This is a genomic window from Microcoleus sp. PH2017_12_PCY_D_A, from assembly GCF_020738565.1.
Classification (GTDB): Bacteria; Cyanobacteriota; Cyanobacteriia; order Cyanobacteriales; family Microcoleaceae; genus Microcoleus.
In genome coordinates this window covers 1-17,039 of sequence record NZ_JAEQCI010000030.1, presented here as the reverse complement: position 1 = coordinate 17,039, position 17,039 = coordinate 1, and the positions used below count along the sequence as shown (strand labels likewise).

General features: G+C 45.2%; 16 protein-coding genes and 1 pseudogene. 11 read left to right on the top strand and 6 right to left on the bottom strand.

Annotation, left to right across the window (positions count from 1 at the left end):
• The first annotated feature begins 173 nt into the window (after positions 1–173).
• The 4 genes from JGK39_RS08970 (at position 174) to JGK39_RS08955 (ending at position 3,897) form a co-directional block, all read left to right on the top strand.
• The gene (locus JGK39_RS08970; RefSeq protein ID WP_293248356.1) at positions 174–578 is read left to right on the top strand and encodes a hypothetical protein; all 405 of its coding nucleotides are present in this window, start codon (positions 174–176) and stop codon (positions 576–578) included.
• Positions 579–774: 196 nt separating this feature from the next.
• Positions 775–1,965: a cysteine desulfurase family protein gene (locus tag JGK39_RS08965; protein ID WP_293248359.1), complete on the top strand. Its 1,191-nt coding sequence runs from the start codon at positions 775–777 to the stop codon at positions 1,963–1,965.
• A gap of 116 nt (positions 1,966–2,081) precedes the next feature.
• Positions 2,082–2,642 carry a Uma2 family endonuclease gene (locus JGK39_RS08960; RefSeq protein WP_293248444.1) on the top strand — a complete coding sequence of 187 codons (561 nt, stop codon included), beginning with the start codon at positions 2,082–2,084 and terminating at the stop codon, positions 2,640–2,642.
• Positions 2,643–2,718: 76 nt separating this feature from the next.
• Complete coding sequence (locus JGK39_RS08955) at positions 2,719–3,897, top strand: tetratricopeptide repeat protein (RefSeq protein ID WP_293248363.1); 1,179 nt, start codon at positions 2,719–2,721, stop codon at positions 3,895–3,897.
• Positions 3,898–4,248: 351 nt separating this feature from the next.
• On the opposite strand, the gene JGK39_RS08950 is transcribed toward JGK39_RS08955, so the two are convergent.
• On the bottom strand, positions 4,249–4,377 hold the full coding sequence (locus JGK39_RS08950) for a hypothetical protein (RefSeq protein ID WP_293296747.1): 129 nt from the start codon (positions 4,375–4,377) through the stop codon (positions 4,249–4,251).
• A 162-nt stretch (positions 4,378–4,539) separates the two neighbouring features.
• Here JGK39_RS08950 and JGK39_RS08945 point away from each other — a divergent pair, with 162 nt between their 5' ends.
• The 4 genes from JGK39_RS08945 (at position 4,540) to JGK39_RS08930 (ending at position 9,983) form a co-directional block, all read left to right on the top strand.
• Positions 4,540–7,143, top strand: coding sequence for a CHAT domain-containing protein (locus JGK39_RS08945; RefSeq protein ID WP_293248378.1), 2,604 nt, complete (start codon positions 4,540–4,542; stop codon positions 7,141–7,143).
• Positions 7,144–7,203: 60 nt separating this feature from the next.
• Positions 7,204–8,049 carry an Rpn family recombination-promoting nuclease/putative transposase gene (locus JGK39_RS08940; protein ID WP_293248381.1) on the top strand — a complete coding sequence of 282 codons (846 nt, stop codon included), beginning with the start codon at positions 7,204–7,206 and terminating at the stop codon, positions 8,047–8,049.
• 148 nt (positions 8,050–8,197) lie between these two features.
• Entirely contained in the window at positions 8,198–8,530 is a 333-nt protein-coding gene (locus tag JGK39_RS08935; protein WP_293248383.1) for a hypothetical protein, read from the top strand.
• Positions 8,517–9,983 (top strand): hypothetical protein, encoded by a 1,467-nt coding sequence (locus JGK39_RS08930; protein ID WP_293248385.1) that lies wholly within the window; start codon positions 8,517–8,519, stop codon positions 9,981–9,983. The genes JGK39_RS08935 and JGK39_RS08930 overlap by 14 nt, the downstream gene beginning before the upstream one ends.
• A gap of 91 nt (positions 9,984–10,074) precedes the next feature.
• Here JGK39_RS08930 and thiL read toward each other — a convergent pair whose 3' ends face one another.
• The 3 genes from thiL to JGK39_RS08915 all read right to left on the bottom strand — a co-directional run bounded on the left by thiL (position 10,075) and on the right by JGK39_RS08915 (position 13,137).
• Positions 10,075–11,070 carry a thiamine-phosphate kinase gene (gene thiL / locus JGK39_RS08925; RefSeq protein ID WP_293296745.1) on the bottom strand — a complete coding sequence of 332 codons (996 nt, stop codon included), beginning with the start codon at positions 11,068–11,070 and terminating at the stop codon, positions 10,075–10,077.
• 210 nt (positions 11,071–11,280) lie between these two features.
• Positions 11,281–11,595 carry a hypothetical protein gene (locus tag JGK39_RS08920; RefSeq protein ID WP_293186771.1) on the bottom strand — a complete coding sequence of 105 codons (315 nt, stop codon included), beginning with the start codon at positions 11,593–11,595 and terminating at the stop codon, positions 11,281–11,283.
• 417 nt (positions 11,596–12,012) lie between these two features.
• On the bottom strand, positions 12,013–13,137 hold the full coding sequence (locus tag JGK39_RS08915) for a peptidylprolyl isomerase (protein ID WP_293296743.1): 1,125 nt from the start codon (positions 13,135–13,137) through the stop codon (positions 12,013–12,015).
• A gap of 376 nt (positions 13,138–13,513) precedes the next feature.
• Here JGK39_RS08915 and efp point away from each other — a divergent pair, with 376 nt between their 5' ends.
• The 3 genes from efp to JGK39_RS08900 all read left to right on the top strand — a co-directional run bounded on the left by efp (position 13,514) and on the right by JGK39_RS08900 (position 15,259).
• Positions 13,514–14,071: an elongation factor P gene (gene efp, locus JGK39_RS08910; protein ID WP_293155631.1), complete on the top strand. Its 558-nt coding sequence runs from the start codon at positions 13,514–13,516 to the stop codon at positions 14,069–14,071.
• A gap of 207 nt (positions 14,072–14,278) precedes the next feature.
• Positions 14,279–14,836 (top strand): acetyl-CoA carboxylase biotin carboxyl carrier protein, encoded by a 558-nt coding sequence (accB, locus tag JGK39_RS08905; protein ID WP_293248391.1) that lies wholly within the window; start codon positions 14,279–14,281, stop codon positions 14,834–14,836.
• A 30-nt stretch (positions 14,837–14,866) separates the two neighbouring features.
• Complete coding sequence (locus tag JGK39_RS08900) at positions 14,867–15,259, top strand: metalloregulator ArsR/SmtB family transcription factor (protein ID WP_293248393.1); 393 nt, start codon at positions 14,867–14,869, stop codon at positions 15,257–15,259.
• 358 nt (positions 15,260–15,617) lie between these two features.
• Here the strand turns inward: JGK39_RS08900 and JGK39_RS08895 are convergent, their stop codons facing one another.
• Both JGK39_RS08895 and JGK39_RS08890 read right to left on the bottom strand, forming a co-directional pair.
• The gene (locus JGK39_RS08895; RefSeq protein ID WP_293296741.1) at positions 15,618–16,391 is read right to left on the bottom strand and encodes a GerMN domain-containing protein; all 774 of its coding nucleotides are present in this window, start codon (positions 16,389–16,391) and stop codon (positions 15,618–15,620) included.
• 470 nt (positions 16,392–16,861) lie between these two features.
• Positions 16,862–17,039, bottom strand: a pseudogene (locus JGK39_RS08890) (photosystem II q(b) protein); the annotation flags it as partial.

Sequence of the window (17,039 nt, the reverse complement as noted above, 5' to 3'; positions counted from 1 at the left end):
TGAGGTCATCGGTCTATTCAGAGTGGAAAGATATTGGATCTAGGAAAGTTAAAACTATTAAATTTATGACAGGGAATAGATTTTGCGTCTTGTAGAACTGCCTCGATGCCGGAAGCATCACTGGTAGGGTAGCAGCATTCAGGGGCGTGGGTCAAACCCGATACTGATGCTTTATGGCTAAAAGAAAAACAATTTTTGATTGTGGTCACAGGGGATATGGTAAAGCGTGCCATCGGTGCACGCAAGAGTTGATAGCGCAACAGCAATCAGTTGAACTGCTGGCCGAAAAACAAATCAAAAAACAAGAGAGGGAAGCATCATTTGCTAGAGATATCATCGATCTTAGAGGTCTACCCGACCATGTAGTTACTAAAGCTCGCGCTATTATAGCAGCTTTGGGGGAAAATAAGAATTACAGAGATTTCGGCGGCAAACGCCTGCGTCACAACCGCTGGATTGTGAGTATTCCTGTAACCCGCAACTACAGAATGCTTTGTGAAGATTGCGGCACTTTCTTAATTCCTCAAAAAGTCTTGTCCCACGAAGACTACAATGTCTGTAAACCAGGGAGTCATTAGTCATAGGGCATAGGGCATAGGGCATAGGGCATAGGGCATAGGGCATAGGGCATAGGGCATAGGGCATTAAGTGAATCTACCTTAAACGTAAAATACGAATTGCTAAAAAGAAGGTTGCTGTGTATGTCTTCTTCCTTCTTCCTTCTTCCTTCTTCTTTCTTCCTTCTTCCTTCTTCCTTCTTCCTTCTTTAAAATTATGCAAATTTATCTCGACTATAGTGCTACAACGCCGACACGCCCAGAAGCTATTGATGCTATGCAAAAAGCTCTCACTCAACAATGGGGGAATCCTTCTAGTTTGCACGAATGGGGACAAAGGGCGGCGACTGCTTTAGAATTAGCAAGAATGCAGGTTGCTAGCTTGATTAATGCGCTACCGGAATCGATGATTTTTACTTCGGGCGGCACTGAAGCGGACAATTTAGCAATTATGGGAGTTGCGCGTCTTTATACAAAGCCGCAGCATATCATTATTTCCAGTGTTGAGCATTCCGCAGTCTCAGAACCGGTGCGACAACTCGAACAATTGGGATGGGAAGTAACTCAATTACCAGTCGATAAATATGGGCGAATTCATCCTTTGGATTTGCAAGAATCGCTGCGATCGCACACTGTGCTAATTTCCATCATCTACGGACAAAGCGAAGTTGGTACACTGCAACCAATAGAAGCATTATCGCAAATTGCGCGCGATCGCAATATCCTATTTCACACCGATGCAGTTCAAGTTGCCGGTAAATTGCCAATAGACGTACAGAAACTCCCCGTAGACTTGCTTTCACTCTCCAGTCACAAACTTTACGGGCCGCAAGGTGCAGGGGCGCTGTACGTGCGTCCAGGACTCGAATTGGTGCCAATGTTCGGCGGGGGCGGACAAGAGTTGAAACTGCGTTCAGGGACGCAAGCACTGCCCGCTATCGTCGGTTTTGGAGTGGCGGCGGAGTTGGCTGTGCAGGAAATGGATGTGGAAACGCCGAGGTTAATTGGATTGCGCGATCGACTTTTTGACGGATTAGCTCACATACCCAGTTTAGTCCCAACGGGCGATCGATATTACCGACTGCCGCACCACACCAGTTTTTGCATCGTCTCCCCATCCTGTCGCCCTTACCAAAAGAGAGAAACAGATAGAATCACAGGTAAAACTATGGTGAGACAGCTAAATTTAGCCGGAATTGGCATTAGTTCCGGTGCGGCTTGTAGCAGCGGCAAACTCACGCCCAGTCCGATATTATTGGCAATGGGATATGACGAAAGCGGCGCGGTTGGTGGAATTCGCTTGACACTGGGACGCGAAACCACGGAAGCTGATGTTGATTGGACGGTAATTGCGATCGGACAAATTTTAGATAGATTAATGCCCAAAGTAGCATTGTGCAGGCATTAGAAAACCGGGTGGTTGAAGATTGGGCGGTTGGAAACCGGGCGGTTTCCAACCGCCGTCTTGTCTTAACCCAAGTGTATTGGTATATAATTAAAATAGAACAGAGCGGAGTCAAAGCTATGTCAACTACAGAAAAAGTTCGCTGGACAAGCGCTGATTTAGAATCCTTACCCGATAACGGCAACCGTTACGAAATAATCGAAGGAGAATTGGTTGTGACAAGAGCACCTCGCTGGGAACATCAAAATATTGTTGATAATGTTTGCAGAACCTTGGGTAATTGGTCAATAGAGACAGGTTTAGGTAAGGCTGCAACAACTGCGGGTCTGATTTTCACCGATAGTGATAATGTTATTCCTGATGTAGTTTGGGTAAGCTATGAACTTTTAGCACAGATATTAGATGAAGCCGGACATTTGGCGGGTGCACCGGAGTTGGTGGTAGAAGTGATGTCTCCCGGTGAAGAGAATGAAAAGCGCGATCGCCAATCCAAGTTAAAATTATATTCAGTTCAAGGCGTGCGCGAATATTGGATATTTGACCGCATACAGCAAAAAGTAGAAATTTACCGTCGGGAAAGCGGAGTTTTGAAATTAGCGATGACTTTATTTAAAGAAGATAACTTAACCAGTCCTTTGTTACCGGGTTTTAGCGTGTCAGTAGCCGAATTGTTTGCGTAGAGATTGTGAATAATTGCCACCCACCGACAATCTAAGAAACCAGGTTTTTTCCTATATCTTCGCCTCTCACCAAAAATTGTCACAAAAACCCGGTTTCTGGCTACCCATCGACAATCTCAGAAACCGGGTTTTTTCCGATATCTTCGCATCTCACCAAAAATTGTCACAAAAACCCGGTTTCTCGCCACCCACCAAGCATGGTAAAATAGCTTCCGACATTATTCACAACTCCCCAACAATGGAAGAAAGCCGCGCCCAAGCCTACCTAGAACTAATTCACACCCTGCTGAATTGCCCCAACGGATCGGAACCCCAGATATTACAAGATAACTCAGAATTGTTGGATGTCCAATTTCTGGAAACTTGCGAGTTAGTAGCAGAAAAAATGGCACAGCAAGGAGGACAAAACGGCGCTAATTTCCTGCGAAATCTGATCGGCCAGCTAGCACAATTAATTGATATCAACGATGGCAATAACTCCGCAGGTGAAAATCCCCAAGAGTATGCAAACTTTATTCTAGAATTATTGCAAGCAGAAGATGGTAGCAATAGCAATACAGCAGTAATTTACCCGATGCTAGCCGAACGACAACATCTCCTAAATGCTCGTTTTTCTGAGATTTTAGAGCAAGTAATGGAGAGGTTGGTTGGTGGCGAAAATGCACAAACTATTGACTCAATTATCAGTCTCGTTGAAGACTTGACCGTTAATATTAGTAATTTTCCCGGTGGAAATAGAGCGGATAATATTGAAATTGCCATTGCCGCTTATCAACTTGTTTTAAATAATCGGCAACCGGGAAGCGAAAAATTTGCTCAAACTCAAAACAACTTAGCTGCTGCCTATATTACCAGAATAAAGGGCTCGCGGGCCGAAAATGTGGAAATGGCGATCGCCCTTTATGGCGCTGCTTTAACAGTCTACACGCTTGAGGCTTTCCCGGAAGATTGGGCTATGGCTCAAAATAACCTAGCTGCTGCTTACGCTAACAGAATCAACGGTTCGCGGGCGGAAAATATCGATCGCGCGATCGCATTTTTTGAGGCTGCTTTAACTGTTCGTACCCCCGAACAGTTTCCTGAAGATTGGGCCATGATTCAATATAACCTAGGTAATGCCTATAATGACAGAATCAACGGTTCGCGGGATGAAAATATCGAAAAGGCGCGATCGTTTTATGAGGCGGCTTTAACAGTATATACCCGTGAGGCTTTCCCTGAATATTGGGCAATGATTCAAAATAAGCTAAAGTGAGGCTGCTTTAACAATCTCAGAAACCGGGTTTTTTCCGATATCTTCGCTTGCGATCGAATATCTTCGCAAAAACTCGGTTTCTCGCCACTGACTAACTTGTAGTAAAATTGGTTGGCAGGTTGTTTCGCCCCCTAGAATCGATCGGTTTGTCCTCAAGTCCGCCGGGGATTTAAATCCCCGTCTCATAGCGCAAGTCGGTTGAAACCGACTGAATAAAATCATGAGAATTTTGATTAAAAAATAGATGCTTCAGTCCTCTTTTAGAGGACTTGCGCTATGAGACGGGGGTTTTCAACCCCCGGCGGACTCGTGGGCGATCGTGGGAATTGTGGCGCGGATAATAGCATTGAATTATTGCAGATTTAGCAACGATCGATCGCGCTTGTGGAAAAAATTAAAAAACGGTCGATCGAACTTTTGCAAAATCTCAGAAACCGGGTTTTTTCCGATATCTTCGCCTCCCATCGAATATCTTCGCAAAAACCCGGTTTCTCGGCACCACCCACCATCTCAGAAACCGGGTTTTTTCCGATATCTTCGCCTCCCATCCAATATCTTCGCAAAAACCCGGTTTCTCGCCACCCAGCAAACCAACCCCAACTATGATAAAATAAAATCCCGTGTTATTCACAACTCCCCACAATGGAAGAAAACCGCGATCGAGTCTACTCCGAAGGTGAAGATTCCCAAGAATATGCAAAATTTATCCTAGAATTATTGCAAGCAGGACAAGATAGCAATAGCGATATTAAAGTAATTTACCCGATACTCGATCAACGGCAACATCTCCTCAATGCTGGTTTTTCCGAGACTTTACAGCAAGTAGCCCAGATTTTAATTGCCGAACATCCAGAAGCAATTAGCTCAATTGTCGCCCTCATAGAAGATTTGAGTATTCATATTAATCAATTTCCCCGTGGGAATAGAGCGAATAATCTTGAAATTGCGATTACTGGTTATCAAATAGTTTTAAATTATCGGGAACCGGGAAGCGAAAAGTTTGCTCAAACTCAAAATAACCTAGCTAATGCCTACTTATACAGAATCAACGGTTCGCGGGCGGAAAATCTGGAAGACGCGATCTTTTGTTACCAAGAGGCACTACAAGTTCGTACTCGCGAAGCCTTTCCCCAAGATTGGGCAACGACACAAAGTAATCTGGCGGCTGCCTACTATTCCAGGATCAAGGGAGATAAAGCGGAGAATATCGAATGGGCGATCGCATTTTTCAAGGCCGCACTGGCAATCCGCACCCGCAATGACTTTCCCAAACTATGGGCTGAGACCCAAAATAATCTAGGAGAAGCTTACCGTCACAGAATCAGGGAAAAGCGGGAAGAAAATATCGAGCAGGCGATCGCTTTTTACAACGCCGCACTGGAAGTCTACACCAGTGATGACTTTCCCGAACGATTGGCGGAGACCCGAAATAATCTGGGAGAAGCTTACCGCGAAAGAATCAGCGGAGAGAAAGCAGACAATATCGAACGGGCGATCGCTTTTTACAATGCCGCCTTGGAAGTCTTCACCCGCGAGGCTTTTCCCGAATATTGGGCAACGACGCAAAATAATCTGGCAATTGCCTACTGCCAAAGAATCAGGGGAGAGAAAGCAGACAATATCGAAATGGCGATCGCTACGTACAATTTTGTTTTACAGATAAGCACTCGCGAGCACTTCCCGTTAGAAAACTTAGAAACCTTAAATAATCTGGGCTTCGCTTATCTAGCAAAACTAGACCACATCAACGTAGAAAAACCAGAAGACACAAACCAAAAAGCAGCAACTCTCCAAAGTGCCTATGATACCTTTAAAAATGCTATAACCAGAGCCTCCAAACTACGAGAGTTAGAATCGGGAGATGAAACCAAGCAAAAACACGATTTGAAGTGGGATAGACTCTATCAAGGTATGGTGCAAGTATGCCTCGATCGCCAAAGCAACCAAGAAGCACTCTTATATGCCGAAGCCAACAAAGCCCGCAACCTTGCCGAAGTCATCGCCCAAAAACAGGAAACCCCCCAACTCCTAAAACCCATTACTTTCACCGAAATTACCCAACTCCTCACCCCAGACACCGCCCTAATTGAGTGGTACATCACCGACACAGAAATCATCACCTTTGTCGTCACATACCCCGACGTGCTGACAGTGCATCGCAATCCTCAATGCGCTGAATTAATCGACTTAGTTAATGACTACCGGGCCGACTACAAACAAAGCAAAACCCACTGGCAAACCAAACTCTCCGACTATCTCCAGCGTCTTGCCGAAATCCTCCAAATCACCACAATTCTGCCCACAGAAAGTACCCGCTTAATCCTAATTCCCCACTGGTGGCTGCACCTGTTCCCCCTCCACGCCCTACCCCTAAGTGACGGCGAATTCTTATTAGATAGATACCTCGAAGGCATTCAATACGCCCCCAGTTGCCAACTCCTGCAACAGATTACCATCCACCCAAATTTTGACCAACTCCTCGCCCTGCAAAACCCCACCTCGGATCTTCCCTACACCGATTTAGAAGTGGCCAGCATCGCCCCCAAATTCGCGATTAGTCAAATTCTCCCGGGCCCCGAAGCGAGTAAAACAAATCTGCTAGAAAAGTATCTAGAGCAGTTAGAAAATGCCCACTGCGCGCACTTTTCCTGTCACGGCTCTTTTAATGCGGACGATCCGCTAAAATCGTATTTGATTTTGTCTGGGGGTATCGTAGGTGGAGATCCCGAATCAAGGGCCGGCACGAGGGAGATTGAATCCGATCGCTACGTGGAATGGCGCGCAGGCAAAACAGCCGATATTAACAATTGTCTAACATTAGCAGACATATTGCTGTTGCAATTCAAACATTGCCGCCTAGTCGTGCTTTCCGCCTGCGAAACCGCGCTCATTGACACCAAAACTCGCTCCGATTATATTGGATTGCCGACAGGATTTATCCACGCCGGAGCAATGGGAACCCTAGCCAGTCTTTGGGCAGTCAACGACCTCTCCACCGCCTTAATCATGGTAAAATTTTATGAGTTGCTAAAACCAGGAGTTAGCATTGGTAAAGCCCTCCACGATACCCAGCGCTGGTTTAAGTCTGCCGCGACTTCAGACTTGGTATCATGGGTGCAGGAATCCGATAGTTTTGATGCCGATCGCCAAGAATATACTGAAGAACTGCTAGGACGTTACAATGAGGATGAAAAGCCCTACGGCGATGTTTATCATTGGGCAGCGTTTTGTGCGATCGGATTATAATGTGATTATGGTTGGCGTATCGTATTGGGGTATAATTCAACGAAAGATTGAATGCGATCGATGAAAACCGATAGTATATTTTACAACATCTTCCAAGAATTCCCCTTTGTGTTTTTTGCCCTTCTGGGCATCTCCGCCGATAGTGCCAACCAATACCAATTTACATCCCAAGAAATCAAACAACTAGCCTTTCGCCTAGACGGTTTATTTCTACCGATCGTCCCCGATCCACAACTACCATTCTACATTGTCGAAGTCCAATTTCAACCAGATCCAACACTATACTACCGTCTCTTTGCCGAACTGTTCATTTATCTCAAACAATACCAACCGCCGCACCCTTGGCAATTGGTAGTCATCTACCCAAATCGGCAAACCGAAAGAGAAAGCAACATCCACTTCCAGGAAATGCTGGCACTCCCAAAAATCACCCGTATTTACATCGATGAACTAAGTGCATCAGAAACAGCATCTCTACCGATAAAAGTGCTAAAATTGGTAATCGAACCAGACAACACCGCCGAAAACTTTGCCATAGACTTAGCCAGACAAGCCGAAACCGAAATATCGGATAGCACAGTCAGAGAAAACTTCATCAACTTACTAGAAACCATCATTCTTTACAAGTTACCCCAAAAAACCAGAGAGGAGATTGCCGCCATGCTTAGCCTGAGTGACTTAAAGAAAACCAGAGTTTATCAAGAAATTTTTGAAGAGGTACAAGCTGAAGCAGAAGCCAAAATACAAGTTGAAAAACAGCGACAAAAAGTTGCTATTTTCAGACTGTTTAGTCGGGGATTAGCTACAGAAGATATTGCTAAAGCCTTTGACTTACCCCTAGCTGAAGTAGCAGCGACTATCGCCGAAGCTCAAAAAGAACAAGCTGAACAAGCCGAACAAAATTGATCGACCTACACTAAAATTAGTAGGGTGCGTCAGTTGCGAAAACCCTGATTTTTCGTACTAACCTAAGACTGACGCACCTACAAGTTGAGACAAGTGTAACACTGGGCGAATTTCTAATTCAAACAACATTCATTTGGAAGTAAAATTTATGACGAAAAGCGTGATTTTCTCGGAAATATATGATGCGATTACCACAAGCCCGCAGATTCTTACTCCGCCATTTATTGAAGAATTACTCAATACTGTTTTACCTTTAGCGGAGTCGGAGGCTGATGATAAAGTTGTTAAAGAAGCGATTAACAACCTCTATCGAAATTTTAGAGAGGTGAGAGATAGGATTGGCGATGTGAGAAAAAATCTCGATGATGCAGAAGCAGAAGTCGCCCCCGGTTATGAAGCACTCATCAATACCTATCCCGATATCAAAAAACTAGAAGCAAGCTTGAAAAAACGCATTGACAAAGCTGATGCTAAAAATTGACCATCCCCAAATCTACATCTACAGCTACCAACTCAGCCGCGAAAGCAAAACCGAAACTAATTCTATCTGGAATTGGGCAAATAATATCTGGCAACATTTCAGCCCGGAAAAAGACATAACTTTTTCCCAAGCTAACCTCAGTTATCCCCTCAGTAGAGCCAAGAAATTCTCGCATTCAAATAAAATTGATGGTTCGTTGAAATTTTGCCTCCTGGATGATAGCGAAGGCATTTTAGCAAGAATTGGCAGCCCAGAAACGGATGAAAATAAAGATATAGATATCGCAGCATTAAAAGATTTTAATGTTAACAATCTCATGCTTGCTGAGAGTTATGAAGATTGGCTGGGACAGACTATTTTTATTACCTACAAATTACAAACCTATCAACCTCACACTAAAAAAGACTTCCGCCAAATTGCGGATGAATGTTTAAATAATCTGTTCCCCGAAGAATCTGTGCGTCTACCTTTTTACCGCGATACTGAGTTGCTGGGTTCTCCAATTTTTGAGTACAGTTCGCTCAAAAGTCAACTACAAGTCTTTGTTTATCTGGTTGATGATGAGATTGAGGAAAAACTAGGAAAAATTGTTCAACCTTTGTTTGAACTGTTTTATTATCGCCATAAAATCACTACAGCTTTTCTGGATAGTCGCAGAAATTATAATTTACTCAAGAAACTATATGCAGAAATTGAGGGGATAATCGTTAGCTTAGAAACAAAAATCGCTCAGTTTGAATCGAACAATGATGTTGCTTCCCAGGAAAATGTTAATACAGATGAGTCTTTAACCTCTCTGAAAATCACACTCAAACAGTTACTTCGAGAAAGTTTGGCTTATGAAAGATTATTAGAATCTCTGGAAGATTTTAATAATACGATTAATATTCATATTTACAATTATCAGCAAAAGCTGGATCAAATCTGTGATAAATGGCAAGTATCAACCGAAGAGTTAACAACCTTCAAGTTTTTTGTTGAGAGAAATTGCCCGTATTTTCAAAGACAAATTCAGGGCGATTTAGGCTATTTTAAACAGGGGACTGATTTGATTAAGATTGCGGTGGATTTGGTGGCGGGGATTGTAGATATTGAACAAGCAGAAATCGATCGCTCCCTAGAAAGAACCATTCAAATACTCGGTACTGGATTAGGCGCTGGAGGCATTGTGGTGTCTGCGGTTGCGAATTATGTAGAGAGAGACATAGTGTTCAGAATACCTCAAAATGGCGATCGCATTCATCCGGCTGTAGCTAGTCTGTTGTGGAGTCTCCTGGCTGTAATCGTGGTTTCTGGAGTGGTGGGCTGGATTAATGGTGCGTGGAAAATCAATCAGTACAGATGGTTTCGGCGCAAGTCTGAAACTCCGAGATTGCCCGATTCCCAAAGTCCACCAGTTAATGATATGTTACAGGAAGCGGCAGAAGTGCGCGATGCGAGACAGGGCGATTGAAACCGCGAATTAGAAACCCGGCGGTTAGAAACCGCGTCTACACAAACGATGTCCGCCTCCGCGGACTAAGAGATAAGAAATAAGAGAGAATTTAGAAGTGTTGAAATCCTCGATCGATCTCCAATCTAAAATCAGGACAAATACCGCTGCTATCACTCAACCAAATATCGGTGCTTTCGGTAGTGATTCCGACGATGGCAGCACCATCACCGATTCGTTCCACGAGTAGCTTAGCACGGTCGATCGGCAAAAACAGCACTAACTCAAAATCTTCACCACCGTACAACGCCCAATCCAGAGCCTTTTCAGTAGATACGATTTCGCTTAAACTATGGGGAATTGGTATTTTCGTGCGATCGACTTTTGCACCAACACCGCTAGCCCGACAAACTTGCACAATCGCATCAGCCAAACCATCGCTGCTATCCATTCCAGCAATCGCAAACTCACCCGCAGCATCTAAAATTTCCCAAACCACCGGCAAAACATCCAGCCGCGGTTTAGGCTGCTGATGAGCGAGAATTAAAGAAGTTCGATCGCCCTTTTCCAAATTTTGTCCAAATTCTGGATTCAACAACAATTCTAATCCCGCGCGGGATGCTCCGTGAAAACCAGTCGCCACAATCGCCCAATTCGAGATCGCATTTGACCTGCGAATGGTACGATTTTCCTCAACCTGTCCGAAAGCAGTAATCGAAATTGTCACCACGGGCGATCGCACCACATCCCCACCGGCGATCGGCGCATGATACACTTCCAAACAAGCCGTCATCCCCCGATAAAACTCTTCCACCCAATCCACAGCCGTATCCGCAGTCACAGCCAGGGCTACCGTCACCGCCAGAGGCCTTGCACCCATCGCAGCCAGATCCGACAAATTCGCTGCTGCGGCGCGCCATCCTGCATCATAAGGGCTTGTGGTGCGATCGCTAAAATGCACTCCATCCACCAACATATCCGTCGTCACCGCCAGAGATTGCTGAGGATTTGTCGGAAGTACAGCACAATCATCTCCCACAATTTCGGCTGGGCAGAATTTTTGTAATATTCTTAAAAGACCTTGTTCTCCGATATCTTTAACTTTCATAATTAGCAATTAGTCGAGCAAACTTTCGCGCTTTAAATAAATCCACTTAATTAAACATAAAATATGACTCGTACTCAAGCTTGCTGTCTATCTCTTCCGACTTCACGGCGCTAGATAACTAAACCCTTCTTCCGACTTCCATCGGACGACTTCACGCTTGACTAATGACTAATGACTAATGACTAATGACTAATGACTAATGACTTCTACTTACCATTCCTTACCAGAACTCGGCGGCAAACGCAACCTCGGAAACCGATAAAAAGTATCCCCTTCATCATCCACCTCTAAAATCGCCGAAAAAATCTTAACTTGCCGATTTAAATACTGCTGAGCAACTTCAGCCTCAACCCTAGCGCTAGCCGCCAATTGAATCAGCGACATCTGACTGTTTTGAGTTTCCAACAACTGATAAAAAGCCTCATCCAACTGTCGCTTTTGCTTGCTTTCATTCAGATTGTTGACAATCAACAAGCCTGCGAATCCGCCCAAACCAATTACCAATAAAAATTCTAAAATTGCCATAATATCATTATAATTGCTAGTTGGAATAACGAATCTCAGTAGATCAAAAGAATGATGTTAACTAAACTTCAACTAATCTGATTAACTCTTCCAGCCCGCGCACCATCCGGGCTTTGTTTGACAAGAAGCGATTTCAATCGCCGTCATTATTTGTCATAATTTCTTCCAGCCCGCGCACCATCCGGTCTTTGTTTGACAAGAAGCGATTTCAATCGCCGTCATTATTTGTGATTAACTCTTCCAGCCCGCGCACCATCCGGGCTTTGTTTGACAAGAAGCGATTTCAATCGCCGTCTTTGATTTGTTATTGTTGCTTCCAGCCCGCAGAGGCGGGCTTTGTTCGACAAGAAGCGATTTCAATCGCCGTCATTGTTTGACAAGCAGCGATTTCAATCGCCGTCTTTGTTTGTGTGCTGATTAAACTTGAGGTTGAACCAAATTTTCCTTTCCTTTAATCACCTTAGCAGATATAATCTTATCTCCCTGCCTCAGTTTATCCAAAACCTCTCTTCCTTCAATCATGTAACCAAAAACAGCATATCGGCCGTCCAACAAATTCAGGCCAGCCGGCGTGAGTTCGGGTTCAAACAAGAAAAAGAAAAATTGAGAAGAACCGCTGTCTGGTTCAGCTTCAGCCCGGGCCATCGCCACAGCACCGAAAGCCGAAAAAGGCAAAACAGGCTCGTCGCGATAACGCCCTGCATCTTCTAGAGTAATTCCATAGACAGGTTCCTTGTCCTCTCTAACGAGCACTTCCAGCGGCACATTCCGGTATTTGCCAGTAGCTGGGTCAATAAAGCCCACTTCCTTGCCTTCGGGATCTCCTGTTTGCAAAACGTAGGATTCTTCCGATCGAATAAATGGTAAACCATCATAGAAACCTCGATCGACCAAATCCACAAAATTACCAGCAGTCACAGGCGCGCTGTAACCGTCAACCACAACAGTAATTCTCCCCTTATCCGTTTCCACCGCCACAGTAGCGCGCCCTTTCAGTTGAGGCAGATTAGCATACTTAGCAGGCACTTCAAACGGAAACTTTGTCACCATCAACTCTTCGATTTCGCCTACCGAACCGAGGATTTTCGCCTTCAAGTCAATCACTTTTTCCCTGTCTTTAGCCTCAACAGCCTTTTCCAGTTCAGCAATTCCCTCCTTGACTTGTCCAACTAGCGCCTCAGCTTCCGGCTGTTTCGCCTCAGGAATACTCTTTAAAATGTCGGACTCCCGAATGTTGAGAATCCTCGAAGCCTTGCTGACATCGCTGCTAATAGGCCCCCAACGTTTAGAACGGATGTGGTTGCCAATATCTTCGAGACTGACTTGCAACTCACGCACAGTCTCATTGTCAATAGGTAGCGCGAAACGCAGCAGCGCCCGGCCATCGCTAATCGGATTCCCCGCAGGCATACTCCTGCTGGGGCGTTTCGCATAGGAAACTGCACTGAAACTCAGGGAGAGTGCGAACAGCAGGACTGCTAAAGCGCCGGTCTTCACCCAGCGCTTGCACGTATCGATCGAGAAATTAGGCCAATGCAACATATCTTTAACTTTTATTGCCTCTATTATCTTCCCACAGCGCGCGATCGCCTTCTCTCCATTACATCCCTTGCCTCTGGTTGTCCAACAGACAGAGGTTTTTCGCTTGGAGTACAGCACTTGCTCCCTTTGAAAGGTAAAATAAATTGCCAATTGCTTTTTGATGCCGTCAGCTAGACTGCGGCTTTAAGCTGACCCCGCTCAAAAACGGATACAATCCCCAGACTCCTGTCGTGGAGAGATCAAAATTTTAGACCGAGGTTCAATCTCCCAGATTCAAAGCTGCGAGTGAATCCCAAATCTAAAATCTAAAATCTAAAATCGACTGACTATAGTTCCCCCGTGCCCAATGGCGACGGGATTGCCCGCAAAAATTTATATGCTCTCCAGTAACGACTTTCGACCAGGTGTTTCAATTGAATGGAATAACGGCGTGTGGCGGGTTATCGAATTCCTCCACGTCAAGCCCGGAAAGGGTTCCGCCTTTGTGCGGACAAAACTAAAAAACGTCCAAACCGGCAGCGTAGTCGAACACACATTCCGGGCCGGCGAATCTTTGCCTCAAGCCAACCTCGAAAAGAGCGCGATGCAGCATACCTATAAAGAAGGCGACCAGTTTGTCTTTATGGATATGGAAACTTACGAGGAAAGCCGCCTCACAGCCAAGGAAATAGGCGAGCGTGTCAAGTACCTGAATGAAGGTATGGAAGTCAGCATCCTTCGCTGGAACGACCAAATCATGGAAGTGGAATTACCCAATTCTGTCGTCTTGGAAGTGACACAAACCGATCCCGGAGTCAAAGGAGATACTGCCACTGGCGGCAGTAAACCGGCCATCCTCTCTACCGGAGCTCAGATTATGGTTCCTCTATTTATTTCGATAGGAGAACGCATTCGGATTGATACTCGTGAAGACAAGTACCTCGGCCGAGAGTAGAAACGACGGAGGAAAAGGGAGTTTTTAGTTTTTAGTTTTTAGTTTTTAGTTCTGAGTTATTAGTTATTAGTTAAATAGCTAAAAAATCATCGCTCATCGCTCAAAGATTAAAGACTATCCCTTTTGCCTTCAAAATCGGTGAAGTTTCCTAGCTTCGCCGGCTGCCAATTTTTCAATTTTAAATTCTTAATTACCCTTGAATCTACTGTGCAATTAGACTTAAACCAGCTTTGCGAACTGCTGACTGTTTTAGACAAAACAGGCATTTCGGAACTGACATTAAAAAGTGGGGAGCTTGAACTGACTGTACGCAAAGGCATTCTGGCCAGCGAACCAGCCACGGCTACTGTCCTCTCTACTGCGGCAAGTGTCGCTCCGACGATCGCGCTGGGCTCTGTTTCTAGCCCCGCTGCAGCCCCACCGGATGCTTCACGTCAAAATGCAGGAGCGACTCCGGCCATTGCTGCACCAGCCCCCGCTGCCGCCGCTCCTGCTGCCGTGTCTGCTCCTGTCGATACCAAATGGGTGTCAATTATCTCGCCCATGGTAGGAACGTTTTATCGCGCTGCTGCTCCCGACGAGCCACCTTTTGTCAATGTGGGCGATCGCATCAAAGTCAGCCAGACAGTCTGTATTATCGAAGCAATGAAGCTGATGAACGAGATTGATGCTGATGAAGTCTCCGGTCAAGTCATGGAAATTTTAGTGCAAAATGGCGAACCTGTGGAATACGGTCAAATTTTAATGCGAATTAATCCGGATTGAAGCATTACTTTATTGTTATGGACAGAATAAATGCTAATATTTCCAGATCACTTCTCTCCGGTGAGTTTGATGAAGTCATCCCAGCCTGTCCCGCAAGAGGTTGTGCAACAAGTTGCTGAATATTTCAGTATTCTGAGCGAGCCAATGCGTTTACGAATTTTGAATTTGCTTCGCGACGGCGAAAAATGCGTGCAAGAGTTGGTGGAAGCTACTCAAACGAGTCAAGCCAATGTTTCTAAGCACCTAAAACTCATGCTCCAAGCTGGTATCCTCACTCGCCGGAGTGAAGGGACATCAGCCTATTATAAGGTGCAAGACGAGTTAATTTTTGAGCTGTGTAATATGGTGTGCGATCGACTTGCCACCCGGATCGAACAGCAAGCCATCCACTTTCGGGCATTTAGCCTGACTACCAAGCACTGAAAATTAGTCATTAGTCATCAGTCATTAGTCATCAGTCATTAGTCATTAGTCATCAGTCATTAGTCATTAGTCATTAGTCATCAGTCATCAGTTATATCAAATCCGGTAACTACGGAATTCTACCCTGCTCGCCGTGCGGGACGTTTGGCTCCGCGAGCCTAAGCGAGCCGCAGGCTCGACTTTGCACTCCGAAAATTCTTATTCCGATGCAAATGTTAACGATATCATCAGTAATCAGTTATCAGCTATCAATCCCTATTTTCTGCCTTCAGACTAATAACTCCTAACTCCTAACTCCTAACTCCTAACTCCTAACTAATGACTAATGACTAATGACTAATAACTAATGACTCAAAAGTTAGTTAAGGGGAAAATTTTTGTCAAAACTTTGGCGGGTACTCGGTTGAGCCACCTCCAAACCTTCGCCGCCCAAAAGTTCCAAAGGCTTGCCGTCCACCGAAATCCAAACCTTAGTATTTGGTTTTAAACTGGTAGCTGTATAGATAACTTGCCCTAACCGGCTCGTCATTGAACTGCTGCCTCCTCCCGCAGTAAATTCACGCGACAAATCGACATAAACTTCGTCATTTTTGACACTCAAACTCCGGAGTTTTGTCCCTTTAGGAATTTCGCTAGAAACAGTTGCATCCTTGGGCCCGGCCAACAAACTGTTAAAAGCAGCTTGTAAAGTTGCATCAGGCTTATCAGCTTGTTTGAGAGCTACTTTCGTAGGAACTGCCTCAAATTTTCCGATCGCACCTTTAACCCAGTAGACTTGGACTGTTTGGGCATCAGCCTGCGGCAAAGGCTTCGGCTGCGGCGACTTGGGCGCCAGAGCCTGGGACGCTAGAGGGGTAGGTCTCTGAGCTTGAGGCGTCTGCACCTGCGGCGTCTGAGCTTGCGGCACCTGCACAGCATTTGGAGGAGGTACGGGGATAATGACAGCAGGGGATTCCGCAGGAGTTGGGGACAGCACCGGAGCGGTTGTCGGAGCGGAAGACTGCGTGTCTGCGGTGGGCGATCGGCTCGCCGTCCACCAAGCAATGCCCCCTCCAGTCACTAAAGCCAACCCGCAAACACCGGCAATGACTGCTGTTGTGGAGACGTGGCGTATTTCTTGTCCATCTTTCATAATACAAATCCTTCTTACAGATATAGTGCTTGGGACGGTGAGGAGCAACTCCCGATCGGCTACATTTGTCTGTGGTGATATTCTGGAATTGACACAATTGCACTACTGCTAGCGAACACTCTACGGCAAGTCCAACATATCCTGAATCCGACTATTGGAATCCTAGACCATCATAGGAGATTTCGCGCGTGGAGTATGTCACAGTATCTCGATCGGCCTAGTGGCCATATTCTATAGTAGTCATAAAAATTAACAGATGGCAGGAAGTTGGGCAACGGGTTTTGTAACGAATCTAACCAAATTAACGGATTTAAGCGATCGACATTGATGGAAAAAAGAACAAAGATGAATGTAGCTGATTTAACCTAACGAACGCATAGAAGCAAAAGGGAATCCGATAAAAATATATTTCCCCAAACAAAAAGCGCCCCTATTTCTAGGAGCGCTTTTTATCTATCTCAAGCTAAAACTTAGCCGTTGATAGAAGGAGCAACCAAAGCCACAGGGGTAGTTTCAGCAGCAGCCAAATCGAGCGGGAAGTTGTGAGCATTGCGCTCGTGCATTACTTCCATACCCAAGTTAGCGCGGTTGATAACATCAGCCCAGGTGTTGATGACACGACCTTGTGAGTCGATAATCGATTGGTTG